The sequence below is a fragment of the Streptomyces chryseus genome (assembly GCF_014650755.1).
In the GTDB taxonomy this organism is placed as follows: domain Bacteria; phylum Actinomycetota; class Actinomycetes; order Streptomycetales; family Streptomycetaceae; genus Streptomyces; species Streptomyces chryseus.
Window position 1 is genome coordinate 74,985 of record NZ_BMVO01000027.1, and the last position, 11,632, is coordinate 86,616.

Annotated in this window: 9 protein-coding genes and 3 pseudogenes; 8 read left to right on the plus strand and 4 right to left on the minus strand. The window is 67.3% G+C overall.

Going from position 1 to position 11,632, the window contains the following annotated elements; all coding sequences use genetic code 11:
• Nucleotides 1-10: 10 nt before the first annotated feature.
• Entirely contained in the window at nt 11-2,557 is a 2,547-nt protein-coding gene (locus tag IE185_RS28440) for a Pls/PosA family non-ribosomal peptide synthetase (RefSeq protein ID WP_138894702.1), read from the minus strand.
• Nucleotides 2,558-2,703: 146 nt separating this feature from the next.
• Nucleotides 2,704-4,212 carry a glutamate synthase subunit beta gene (locus IE185_RS28445; protein ID WP_138894695.1) on the minus strand — a complete coding sequence of 503 codons (1,509 nt, stop codon included), beginning with the start codon at nt 4,210-4,212 and terminating at the stop codon, nt 2,704-2,706.
• Between the two features lie 95 nt (nt 4,213-4,307).
• On the opposite strand from IE185_RS28445, the gene IE185_RS28450 reads away from it, so the two are divergent.
• Complete coding sequence (locus IE185_RS28450) at nt 4,308-4,820, plus strand: hypothetical protein (protein WP_229843744.1); 513 nt, start codon at nt 4,308-4,310, stop codon at nt 4,818-4,820.
• Nucleotides 4,821-5,232: 412 nt separating this feature from the next.
• On the opposite strand, the gene IE185_RS28455 is transcribed toward IE185_RS28450, so the two are convergent.
• Nucleotides 5,233-5,979 (minus strand): anti-sigma factor, encoded by a 747-nt coding sequence (locus IE185_RS28455; protein ID WP_138894696.1) that lies wholly within the window; start codon nt 5,977-5,979, stop codon nt 5,233-5,235.
• A complete protein-coding gene (locus tag IE185_RS28460) occupies nt 5,976-6,560 on the minus strand; it encodes a sigma-70 family RNA polymerase sigma factor (protein WP_138894697.1) in 585 nt (194 codons plus the stop codon). Before IE185_RS28460 ends, IE185_RS28455 begins: the two co-directional genes overlap by 4 nt.
• A gap of 356 nt (nt 6,561-6,916) precedes the next feature.
• Here IE185_RS28460 and IE185_RS28465 point away from each other — a divergent pair, with 356 nt between their 5' ends.
• The 7 genes and pseudogenes from IE185_RS28465 (at nt 6,917) to IE185_RS28490 (ending at nt 11,521) form a co-directional block, all read left to right on the plus strand.
• Nucleotides 6,917-7,561: a fasciclin domain-containing protein gene (locus IE185_RS28465; RefSeq protein WP_138894698.1), complete on the plus strand. Its 645-nt coding sequence runs from the start codon at nt 6,917-6,919 to the stop codon at nt 7,559-7,561.
• A 147-nt stretch (nt 7,562-7,708) separates the two neighbouring features.
• Nucleotides 7,709-8,170, plus strand: coding sequence for an ATP-binding protein (locus IE185_RS33335; protein WP_268246678.1), 462 nt, complete (start codon nt 7,709-7,711; stop codon nt 8,168-8,170).
• A 143-nt stretch (nt 8,171-8,313) separates the two neighbouring features.
• Nucleotides 8,314-9,316 (plus strand): annotated as a pseudogene (locus IE185_RS33340) (NAD(P)/FAD-dependent oxidoreductase); the annotation flags it as partial.
• Nucleotides 9,282-9,714: pseudogene (locus tag IE185_RS33345) on the plus strand (SAM-dependent methyltransferase); the annotation flags it as partial. The pseudogenes IE185_RS33340 and IE185_RS33345, both read left to right, overlap by 35 nt.
• Nucleotides 9,714-10,009: pseudogene (locus tag IE185_RS33350) on the plus strand (DUF1295 domain-containing protein); the annotation flags it as partial. The pseudogenes IE185_RS33345 and IE185_RS33350, both read left to right, overlap by 1 nt.
• Nucleotides 10,006-10,770 (plus strand): alpha/beta hydrolase, encoded by a 765-nt coding sequence (locus IE185_RS28485; RefSeq protein WP_138894700.1) that lies wholly within the window; start codon nt 10,006-10,008, stop codon nt 10,768-10,770. The pseudogene IE185_RS33350 and the gene IE185_RS28485, both read left to right, overlap by 4 nt.
• 238 nt (nt 10,771-11,008) lie before the next feature.
• The gene (locus tag IE185_RS28490; protein WP_138894701.1) at nt 11,009-11,521 is read left to right on the plus strand and encodes an SRPBCC family protein; all 513 of its coding nucleotides are present in this window, start codon (nt 11,009-11,011) and stop codon (nt 11,519-11,521) included.
• Nucleotides 11,522-11,632: the final 111 nt, after the last annotated feature.

Sequence of the window (11,632 nt, forward strand, 5' to 3'; positions counted from 1 at the left end):
CTCCCTCCGTTCACCGTCGCCGCGTCGCGGGATCGTCGTGGCTCTCGCGCGATGCGACGGTGTTGCGCGATTCCGCGGCGGGATTTCCGTTCCAGCGAGCGTGTGGCGGTACGTCCTCGCCCTTCATCAGGAAGGAGTCGGTGGCGAGCACCGCGCCGTCGCCCATCGTCACGCCGTAATGGACGAGGGCACCGACACCCACGGTGCAGCCGTCGCCGACCGTGCTGTGGTCGGACTTGAAGGTGCCGTCCTCCTGCGAATGGCACTGGATTTTGCTCCCGGCGTTGAGCGTGCAGTCGTTTCCGATGGTGGTGAGCGTCCGTTCCGTCACGTAACAGCCGTCGTCGAACACCCTGTTGCCGATCCGGACTCCGAGCGAGCGCCAGATCATGTTCTTGAAGGGAGTGCCGTTGAATACGTTCAGGTAGTGGTCGGGCACCTTCCACAGGCGCTCGTGCCACCAGAAGTACGGGTCGTAGATCGAGCACAACCGGGGCTTCAGCGGGCGGAACCTGGTGAAGGCGCGCTCCAGCAGGACGAAATAGGCCGCGGTGGACAGCAGGGCGAGGACCAGCGACGCGGCTATCGCCAACTGTCCAACCGCGCCGTGCAGGTCCACGGCCGCGAGGCCGATCACCGTGAGGAGGAAGGAATAGAGCCACCGTACGAAGAGGCCCAAGCCCATGGTGCGGATGTTGTAGCGGTTCTTCGCGGCGAGGTTCCGGCGGAGGTTCTCTCCGGTCCGCAGGTGATCGAACCGGGCATCTCGTTCCACCGACCGGGGAATTTCGAAGCACGGGGATCCGAGCAGTCCGACACCTTCCCGTATTTCACCGTCGAGAGGCACCATCACCTTCGTGCCGAGGAGACAGTTGGCGCCGGTCCTCGCGCCGACAGGATAAGCGATGTGGTTTCCGAGGAAGTTGTGCGGGCCGATCGACGTCCGGGACACCCGGAATGACGTGCTGGAGAATTCGGCGTTCATGAGGGAAAGCCCGTCAGCGACCATCGTTCCGCTGCCCACGGAGACCAGGTAGGGGGTCTCGTGCTGCACGTCGGAGCCGAAGTTCGACCCGGTCTGCTCCACCCGCGACAGGTCATATCCGAGACCGCGCAGAAAGTTGACGATGTACGAGCTGTCACCGAAGAGCCAGAGGAAGAACCTCACGTTCGTCAGGCGGGTGATCGCCCTGTGCACCGAGTAGTGGAGGCCGTACAGCGGATAGATCCTGCCGGGCTTCATCACCAGGTTCAGCAGGCGCGGAACGGTGACCAGCGTGACGAGGCCGACGACGACGAAGCCGGAGAACAGCACGAGGGAGAGGATCAGCGCGTCGAGGTAGAGCCGCGACGACGTGAAGCCCACTGTGCCGGGGGCGAACACGTCGCTCAGCGCCGGGACCTGGGTCAGCAGCATGTACAGGCCCCCCACCGTCAGTGGCACGTACAGCAGGAACAACTGGAGGACGGTGAGCATGCCGTACCAGGCGCGGCGCTGCGTGCCGCAGGGCGCCGGAGCGACCCGCACGTAGTCGACCTCGGTGCGCTGGGCGGGCGATCCGTGCCAGCGCTCGCCGTCCGGTACGTGCTGGCCGCCGTACAGCGCCGACGTATGGCCCAGCTGCGCGCCGTCTCCCATCGACGTGTCGACGTCGAGGACGGTCTTCTCACCGACGAACACGTCCCGGCCCAGGGTTACCCGGCCGGTCTCGACACGTCCGGCGTGCGCCCGGTAGCACAGGAAGTGCGAGTCCTTGCGGATCACCGTACCGGCGCCGATGGTGAGCAGGTCGGTGCAGACCGGAACGGTGCGGGAGAGGATCGTGACGCGCTTGCCGATCCGGGCGCCGAGCGACCGCAGGTACAGCACGTACAGGGGATTGCCGACGAAGAAGATCATCGGGTTGGCGTGGAGCAGGACCTTGACGGTCCAGAAGCGCAGATACGTCAGCCCCCAGACCGGGAAATTACGGGCGTGCCACCGACCGACAAGAATCCATTTGGCGACGACCGGGAAAATGCACAGGCCCACGAAGGCGACGCCGCCGAAAGCAAGCGAACGCACGTAGATGTCGGCTGTCCCCGAGCTGCGGGAGACCCATGCGTAGCCGCGGGCGGTGACGGTTGCCGCCAGGAACGAATAGCCGAGGAAGAGCAGCAACTGGGCTGTTCCGCAGAAGACATACCGGAGTGTGCCGGCCGGTTCCGCCACTTCGGTTTGCGCCGCAGTGACCGGCTCCGCAGTGGTGGGGCTGCTTTCCTCAAGCGACACGGCGAGACTTCGGACCGTCGGGTTCCGATAAATGTCCTTCATCGAGACCGGCGGAAGGTCCGCGTGCTTTCTTACCCTCGCGCAGAAATGAGCCATGACGAGGGAATTCGCTCCCAGGTCGTCGAAGAAGTGGCTGTCTACCGACACCCGTTCAACGCATACGACGTCGGCCAGGACTTCGGCGAAGTCCCGCTCGGTGTCGGTCGCCGGGCCGGCGTGTCCGCGCTCGGTAAGTGCAGGTTCATCCGGCGCGGACGGGAGAACCTCGACAGATTCTTCTTCCATGCGAACCCCTGAAAAGAATTCCTCCGGGCGCGAATCCTCATCTCCTAGTCTCGGTCGTCCACCGTCGGGATGCCACTCGAAGCCGATCGACCGCAAACTCCTTTGAACACGCAGAGTTGACGACCAGTCGGAGAAGAGTCATGCCGTCAGGCCTTCAGAGGCCGGTCCGTCGGGGAGACCGGGGCCGGAAGCGCCGTGGAACCGGTCAGGTAACGGTCGGTGGCCGCCGCCGCGGCCCGTCCCTCCGCGATGGCCCACACCACCAGCGACTGGCCGCGTCCCGCGTCACCCGCGATGAACACGCCCTGTGCCACGGCGTGTCCGGTCCGCTGCCGCTGCTGCGCCGGGGTGGCGGCGAAAGCGGGGTCCCGCGCGAAGTTGCCCCGCTCGTCCAGTGTCAGCCCGAGCTGCTCCCTCAGGCCGCTGTGCGGCTCGGGGCCACTGAAGCCGAGGGCCAGCAGCACCAGCTCGGCCGGGATCTCCCGCTCGGTGCCCGGCAGCGGCCTTCGGGACGTCGGTTCCACCTCCGTCACGTGCAGCATGCGCACGGGTCCCTCCGGTTCCCCCTCGAAGCGGACGGTGGCGCAGGAGAAGACCCTCGGGTCCGTGCCGTGGCGCTCCTGGGCCTCCTGGTGCGCGTGGGAGATCCGGTAGACCTTTGGGTACACGGGCCACGGCTCGGTCTCGGTCCGGGTGCCACCCGGCACGGGGTTGATGTCCAGCTGCGTCACGGAGGCCGCACCTTGGCGCAGCGCGGTGCCCAGGCAGTCCGATGCGGTGTCCCCGCCGCCGACGATCACCACGTGCTTGCCCGCGGCGGTGACGGGCGGCGAGGCGCAGTCGCTCTCCCCGGCCCGGTTGGACAGGGTCAAATAGTCCATCGCTTGATGGATGCCGCCCAGCTCACGGCCAGGAACGGGCAGTTCGCGGCGCTCCGTGGCGCCGACGGCGACGATCACCGCGTCATGGTGCTCCCGCAGCTCGGCGGCGTCCAGGTCGATGCCGACTCGCACCCCGGTGCGGAACGTCGTACCTTCGGCCCGCATCTGTCCGATACGGCGGTCCAGGTGCCGCTTCTCCATCTTGAACTCGGGAATGCCGTAGCGAAGCAGACCGCCGACGCGGTCGGCGCGCTCGTACACGGCGACGGTGTGGCCGGCCCGGGTGAGCTGCTGCGCCGCCGCCAGCCCGGCCGGACCCGACCCGATGACGGCGACGGTCTTCCCGCTCAGCCGCTCCGGCGGCTGAGGCGATGCGTATCCCTGCTCCCAGGCCTGGTCGGCGATGGTCTGCTCCACGTTCTTGATCGTGACCGGCTCGCCGTTGACGGCCAGTACGCAAGCGTCCTCGCACGGCGCCGGGCACAGCCGCCCGGTAAACTCGGGAAAGTTGTTGGTCGCGTGCAGCCGCTCGGCCGCGGCGCGCCAATCGCCGTGCGTCGCGTACGCGTTCCACTCCGGAATGAGATTGCCCAGCGGGCAACCGCTGTGGCAGAAAGGTACGCCGCAGTCCATGCAGCGCTGTGCCTGCTCGGACACCAGGGAAAGCAGCGGCTGTCCCGCGTGGACCTCGTTCCAGTCGCTCAGCCGTTCCTCGACGGGGCGCGCCACGCTGGACCTATGCGGGATTCTGAGGAAGCCGTAGGGATCAGTCATGTGCGCCGCCTCCAGCGCTGGACTGCGGTGCATTACGACACTCCGCCATTTTATGCATCATTTACGGAGATCGCACTCGGACGGCTCATCTCGGCGTGAGCCACGTAGGTGCCGAAGGGTGCGATGGCATCCGCACCGACCTCTACATGGACCGCCGCCACTACATCTGGTACGACCACGCCGACACCGCGACCCTGCCCAACGACCGCGGCCACACCATTGTTGGCGCGCTTCGAGCGCGCCTCATGGAGGGGGACGGAATGAGGAAACAATTGGCGAGCTTGGCGTTGGTCACCGGTGCGATGGTGGCGACAACGCTCGGTACCTCCGTCGAGGTGCAGGCGCAGGAGCCGGTCCTGTGTCCCAGCAACGCGATCTGCCTTTGGACGGGCAAGTACCACACAGGCACCCGTTACGTGTGGACGGGCGGCCACCGCGATCTGCCCAGCAACTTCACGGACCACGTGGGTTCCTGCCGGGCCAACAGGAACGGCGCTTTCATCGACTGGGCCACTGGCAAGGTCTGTCGTCCGGTGAGCAGGGGTGACTATGCGGACTTCTACCTGAGGGGGTTCGGCGGAAAGATGGACGCGGTGGGCGACAACTGAGAGCGACTGTCTAGAGGAGGGCCACAGGTCAGCGCGTTTCAGTGGGTGTACGGATGTCCCGGCAGGCCGTACACGAAATTCGCACTGGAGGAAAGGCTGGCAGCTCCGAACCGTACAAGTAGGCGCGTCCGGGACTGCTGACACCAGCTCCGGAAACTCCAACATCAGCGACCCGACGCCCCGCAAGCGCCATGCGGGGCGCCGCTCGTCGAGGCCTGGGGGACGAACTGGCTACCGGCTGGTCATCGCCCCGCACCTTCGTCGTTCCGGCGGACGGCCCGGACCCGGCAGGTCATGACGTGGGTGGCAGTCGGCGCCCTCGCTGGCCGCCGACTTCGGCCAGAGTGCTTGCAGCCATACCTTGACCACAGCCCCGTCTTGGCCTGAACTGGCGCAGCATCGTTCGGAGGTATCAAGCGGGAAGTGCCAGGAGCGCCAGGGGCGTGCTGGTGGGCTGGGGCGAGCCACCCGCGGGTTCTGCCGTGATGCCCATGCCGGCGGCCCTTCCGACAGCTCCTTCCATCACCACAGCACCGCTGTGTCCGATGAGGCCCGCCGGTCTCATCGTGCGGCCGTCGTCGAACCACAGCTGATAGGCCTTGTCATCGGGCAGCTCCGGCAGGCCGGAGGCCAGGAAGACGGCGGTGTCCTGGCTACGGGAGACGATCACTGTGCCCCGCGCACCGCCCTTGACGCTTCCGCTGACGGTACGGGCGTCGGGGGCGGCCAGCACCCGCGCCATGTCGGTGGTCTCTTGCCTGGCCTGCTGGGCTCTGTGTTCGGCCTGCTGTGCGTCCTGGAACTGCCAGGCCGCCGTCCCGCCGAACGCGGTGGCCGCGGCAACGCAGGAGGCCAGCACCAGACGCGGCGCGTACCGTGCGCGGGCGCTCACCGGTCGACGCACGATTCCGTCGGCCGTAACACTCGGGGGTAGTTGGCGCACGGTCTTGATCCAGGCGATGACCTGCGGCTTCATTCCCGGCGGGAGTGCGGCGGCGACGGCCGTTCCCAGACGCGCAGCGGTCGCGGTCAGCTCTCGCACTTCCTCGGCACAGGCCGCGCAGTCCCCTATATGGCGCTCGATCGTCTCGCGCTCGTCGTTGCCGACCGCGTTCAGGGCGTAGGCGCCGGTGAGGACATGTACGTGTTCGTCACTCATGCGCTCACTCCCATGCAGTCTCGGAGCCGGATCAGACCGTCACGCAGACGTGTCTTGACTGTTCCCAGTGGCGCCGACAGTGTGGCGGCGACCTCCTGGTGGGTGTAGCCGTGGTAGTAGGCGAGGGTCACGGCCTGGCGCTGCAGGTCGCTCAGGCCCCTCAGGCACCGCCTGACTTGTTCACTGTCCAGCCGGACCGCGACCTCCTCGCTGACCTGGTCGTAGTCCGGGGTGCGCTCGCGAAACGCGTTGCGCTGCTCGCGGGCGGTCGCCGCTTCCTCGGAGCGCACCCGGTCCACCGCCCGCCGGTGAGCCATCGTCATCACCCAGGTCATGACGCTGCCCTGCTCAGGGCGGAAGCGCGTGGCGGTACGCCAGACCTCGACCATGACTTCCTGCGCCACTTCCTCGGACTGGGCCGGATCCCGCAGCACTTTGAGTACCAGCCCGTAGACCGGGCCGGCGACCGCGTCGTAGAGAGTCGCGAAGGCATCCTGATCGCCGCCGGCGACGAGGGCTACGACGTCGGACAGTTCCGGTCCGCGCTGCGGGGCACCTCCGATACGTGCGATCTCTTTCACCGCACACCTCTCGGACGGCCGAGGCCAACGGGGAGAAGCACGGCGTGATGGTCGCCCATGCCAAACCTTTCAAGCGATATGGGTGAGCGAGAGCCAGCCGTCAGCGGTTTTTCGGCGGTTCTCGCTCTTTGACCTGATTCGTAGCCGCAGGCGTCGCGGATGGGTTCGCCGGCCGACTTTGTGTCCGGCCGGCAAACTCGACCGCTTCACGACCAATCCGTACCGGCTCCAGCGACGAATGGAGGGTGTGAGGGAAGCGGTACGGCTCCGAAGCAGCAGAAGCGGCTGCGGGGCCGCCTCCCCTTGGCACCTCTCACCTACACCAGCACCGCACGTCCACTCGAGGAGCCCTCTTCATGTTCAGCACCCGCTCACGTCGCACCCTTGCTGTCGTCTTCGCCGCAACCGCCCTGCCGCTTGCCCTCACGGCCTGCGGGATGGACGACAGCAGCGGCGACAAGGGCTCCGCCCCCTCGGCCGCGAAGGAAGACCCGGCCCAGGACGACGCGGGCAAGACTTCGCAGGCATCGGGTCCGTTCGGCCCGGGGTGCGCGTCGGTGCCCAAGGACGGTGCGGGCAGCTTCGACGGGATGGCGAAGGACCCGGTCGCGACCGCCGCGTCCAACAACCCCGCCCTGTCCACCCTGGTCACGGCGGTCAAGGAGGCCGGTCTGGTGGACACGCTGAACAATGCCGAGAACATCACGGTGTTCGCACCCACCAACGACGCGTTCGCGAAGATCCCGAAGGCGGACCTGGACAAGGTTCTTGCGGACAAGGCCACGCTGACCAAGATCCTGACCTATCACGTGGTCGGTGAGAAGCTCTCCCCCGAGCAGTTGGAGAAGGGCTCCTACGACACGCTGCAGAAGAGCAAGCTGACCACCGCCGGCTCGGGCGAGTCGTACAAGGTCAACGACTCGGCGAACGTCGTCTGCGGCGACGTCTCCACCGCCAACGCCACCGTCCACATCATCGACACCGTCCTCATGCCCAGGTGATCCACGGGCGAACGGGAAGACGACCTCGCCTCCTTCGCCCCCGAGCCGCCGGCGGTCCCTGTACGCAGGGACCGCCAGCGGCCGCTGCCGCCGAGGGCCCCGACGGCCCGCACCCATCCAAGGGCGTGTCGGTGACGAATGAGAAGTATGAGAGTCGTCGTGCCCGTCCTGTCCCCGTTTGGGCCCGGGTGTGGTCGGCCTGCGGCGTCGGCTGCCGGCGCCCGGGCTGTGATCCGCCACTACCTCGCGCTCTGGGACGTGCAGAGCGTCGCTGACGAGGTGCTGCTGGTCGTGACGGAGCTGCTGTCCAACGCTGTCCGGCACGGCACGCCGCCGTGGAGCGTGCGCATGTGGCTGGTGTCCGAGGAGGACGGTCGGCGGTACGTGCGCCTGGAGGCCGCCGACGCCGGGGCAGGTATCGACGTAGAGCAGCTGCGCGCCCACTGGCGTCGCCCTTGCGGCTCTTTGCTGAGCGGCGGGCGCGGTCTGTTCATCGTGGACACGCTCGCCTCTCGCTGGGGCGACGACCGCTCCGGCCTCGGGCACATGGTGTGGGCCGAACTGGACGTCAAGCCCGTCGGCCCCAGCCACTCTGCCGCAGGCGGCTGACATGCCTCCCGCCGCGAATCCGCACCCGGACCAATCCGATCGGCTCGGTGCTGCGAATAGGTGCTGACCCGGTCGCAGGCAGGAACGCTACGGCCGGCACACAACGAACGACGGAGGACCATGCAGCGGCGGAGCATGTAGCAGTGGTGGGCGCAGGCGTAGCAGGTTTGACCGCGGCGTACATCCTCCAGCAATGCGGTGACGCCACCCTGTACGAGGCGGACACCAGGCTCGGCGGTCACGCGCACACGCACGAACTGAGCACAGGAGACGGCCGGCCGCTTCGTGTCGACAGCGGGTTCATCGTCCACAACGAACGGACTTACCCGCTGCTGCTCCGGTTGTTCGACGAGCTCGGAGTCACCACCCAGCACTCCGACATGAGCATGTCGGTGCGCTGTCAGGGCTGCGGACTTGAGTACGCGGGAGCCCGCGGCCCCGGCCGGCCTGTTCGCCGGACGCAACGCGGTGCGCGGGAGTTACCTCCGGCTGCTTGCGCAGGTGGCCGTCTTCCACCGGCATGCCCGCCGTGTTCTTTCCTCAGGCAGCCAACCCGCCTACACCCTGCGCCAGTTCCTCGACGACGGCCCCTACACAACCTACTTCGACTCCCACTTCGTCATACCGCTCGTGTCAGCGGTATGGTCCTGCGCGCCCGAGACCGCCATGCAGTACCCGGCCCCCTACCGGTTCCGTTTCCTGGACCATCGCGGCCTTCTGCCCGTCAAGGGCTCGCCGCAATGGGAGACGGTGACCGGCGGGTCGGTGGAATACGTGGACCGGATCGCCAAACAGCTCACCACCATGCACACAGGCACTCCCGTACGAGCAGTGCAGCGCTTCGCCGAGCGCGCACGGGTGACGACCGAGGACGGCGACACCCAGGAGTACGCCGCTGTGGTGATCGCTGTCCACCCCGATCAGGCGCTGCGCCTGCTCACCGATCCCACCGAGGACGAGCAGAGGGTGCTCGGAGCGTTCCGCTACTGCCGCAGTCCGACGGTTCTGCACACCGACACCACACTGCTGCCCCGCTCCACCGCGGCGCGGGCGTCGTGGAACTACTTCATGCCGTCCTGTGAAGCGCCTGCCGACGCGGTGCAGGTCAGCTACCTTCGCCGCCGCACAGCACCGCAAGATCGACCGGCTGCTCGACCTGGCAGGCGTAGGACCGGGCACCCGTCTGCTGGAATCGGCACAGGGTGGGGCGAGCTGGCACTGCGGGCCGCCGAGCGCGGCGCTCAGGTGACGACGGTGACGCTCTCCGCCGAACAACGTGACCTGGCCCAGCACCGTCTGCGCGAAGCGGGGGTGGCCGACCGGGTGACCGTGGACCTGTGCGATTACCGCCAGGTGCGAGGCACGTACGACGCGGTGGTGAGCGTGGAGATGATCGATGCGGCCAAAGCCGACTACTGGCCCGTCTACTTCACCACCCTGCGCGAGCGTCTCGCCCCCGGCGGACGGATAGCACTGCAGACGATCACCATGCCCCACCAGCGGTGCTCACCACCGCCCGCACCCACACCTGGATCAGCAAGTACGCATCAGGGACCGCGGTTTGTGGAGTTGGACACGCCACCCCAACTACTTCGGCGACTTCCTCCTCTGGTGGGGCCTGTTCCTCATGGCTGCGGCACCTGGCAGGCCGCAGCCATCTCGCTAGTATCTCCCGTGGTGATGACGCTCCTGCTGACCCAGGGCAGCGGCAAAAGACTGCTGGAGAAGCACATGGCCAACCGCCCGGGATACGCCGCGTACGCGGCCCGCACCAGCGGCTTCTTCCCGCGCCCTCCGCGCCGTCCTGCCCGCCACGACGAACAACGAGGCACACGATGAAGACCCCAAGCCCGTCCCACCACGAGCAACGCCGCACCGGCCACAACGCCTTGCGGCTACGGGTCGCCCCGCCCGCCTCCAAGGCGGCAATCCTGCTCCTGCACGGTGGTCGCTCGGACGCCCTGACGCCACCACCGCTGCTCAATCTGCCCAGCGCACGCATGCGCCCTTTCGGTACCGCGATTCTCAAGGCGACATCCGAACACGATGTACTGCTGGCCTCAGTGCGCTACCGCTACCGCGGCTGGAACGGATCGCGCACCGACCCCGTGCACGACGCGCAGGAGGCTCTCGACGAGTTGAAACTGCTCGCCCCCCTCAGGCCGGTCGTCCTGGTCGGACACTCCATGGGCGCGCGAGCCGCACTGCGCGTCGCAGAACACTCCCACGTCAGCGGCGTCGTGGCCCTCGCACCGTGGTGCCCCCCGGGCGAACCCGTCGCTCACCTCAGAACCAAACAGGTGATAATCGTCCACGACGAACACGACCGCGTCACCAACGCGCACGACTCATGGGACTTCGTACGAAGGGCACGGCGCGCCGGAGCACAGGCGTGCGGCATCACCATGCCCCGCGGCGGACACGCCATGCTGCGCGACGCGGGTACCTGGCACCGGCTCACGGCGGCCCTGACCGCGGGCATCCTTGGTGCGCAGCCCTTGCCGTCTTGCTTGACCGAGACGCGGGCAGATGACAGCGCGGTCGTCAGTGCGCACCGCGTTCTTGAGGATCTCCCCCGCGCAGTCGGTTGGAAAGGGTGAGGCCCCGCTTCTACTTGCCAGCGGTCGGGCAACGTGCATGCTTTGCCCTCCCGTTCGCGACGCATCGCGTACTCGAAAGTCGCCCAAGGCCAGCAGCCAGCCCGTCCAACCACGGGCCGGCCCCGTAAGGGCCATACCGGACCGACAGCTCTACAGGGTGTGCGCAGACGGTGGCAACAAGGCCTCGACGAGGCCGCGGACACCGGGCTGTGCCTTTTCCATCGAGGATCGGAGTTCCATGGCTCGCACGTTCAGCGTTTCTGACAGCGTCATTATCGAGGCCAGCCCTTCGCTGGTCTACCAACATGTCTGCAACCCGGCGCTCATGGGCCGCTGGAGCCCGGAGAATCTCGGCGCCACGCTGAGTGCCCAGCAGGGGCCGGCTCATGTCGGCATGGTCTTCGACGGCCACAACAAGCGAGGTGCGCTCCGCTGGACTACACGATGCACTGTGACCGCGGCCGAGCAGAATGAGCTCTTCCGCTTCCGGGTCCACGCCATCGGCCTGAAACAACCGCGGCTGCGGGGCCCCATCGCTACCTGGGAGTACCGGTTCGAACCGACTCCCGAGGGCACCAAGGTGACCGAGACGTGGACCGACGACCGTCGTTCCTGGCCCGACTCTGTAGCGAACCTGTTCGATAAAGCCGCAACGCGCGGCTCTACCTTCGCCGACTTCCAGCGCACCAACATCCGCATCACCCTGCGCAACCTCAAAGCGGCGCTCGAATCCCCATCCGAGATCCGCTGAGGGCCACAGCCACTGCGATGGGCCTTACGGCGATAACTTCCGAACGGCTCGCCTCTAAGACTTGTCCCGTAACTGCTGGTCAGGGGTGAGATGATCTTGGCGTGTCTGGTG

Excerpts from the sequence above, each read along its gene's own strand:
- IE185_RS28485 (WP_138894700.1), top strand. The coding sequence starts at position 10,006 with ATGAAGACCCCAAGCCCGTCCCACCACGAGCAACGCCGCACCGGCCAC.
- IE185_RS28440 (WP_138894702.1), bottom strand. The coding sequence starts at position 2,557 with ATGGAAGAAGAATCTGTCGAGGTTCTCCCGTCCGCGCCGGATGAACCT.
- IE185_RS28465 (WP_138894698.1), top strand. The coding sequence starts at position 6,917 with ATGTTCAGCACCCGCTCACGTCGCACCCTTGCTGTCGTCTTCGCCGCA.
- IE185_RS28490 (WP_138894701.1), top strand. The coding sequence starts at position 11,009 with ATGGCTCGCACGTTCAGCGTTTCTGACAGCGTCATTATCGAGGCCAGC.
- IE185_RS28445 (WP_138894695.1), bottom strand. The coding sequence starts at position 4,212 with ATGACTGATCCCTACGGCTTCCTCAGAATCCCGCATAGGTCCAGCGTG.
- IE185_RS28455 (WP_138894696.1), bottom strand. The coding sequence starts at position 5,979 with ATGAGTGACGAACACGTACATGTCCTCACCGGCGCCTACGCCCTGAAC.
- IE185_RS33335 (WP_268246678.1), top strand. The coding sequence starts at position 7,709 with ATGAGAGTCGTCGTGCCCGTCCTGTCCCCGTTTGGGCCCGGGTGTGGT.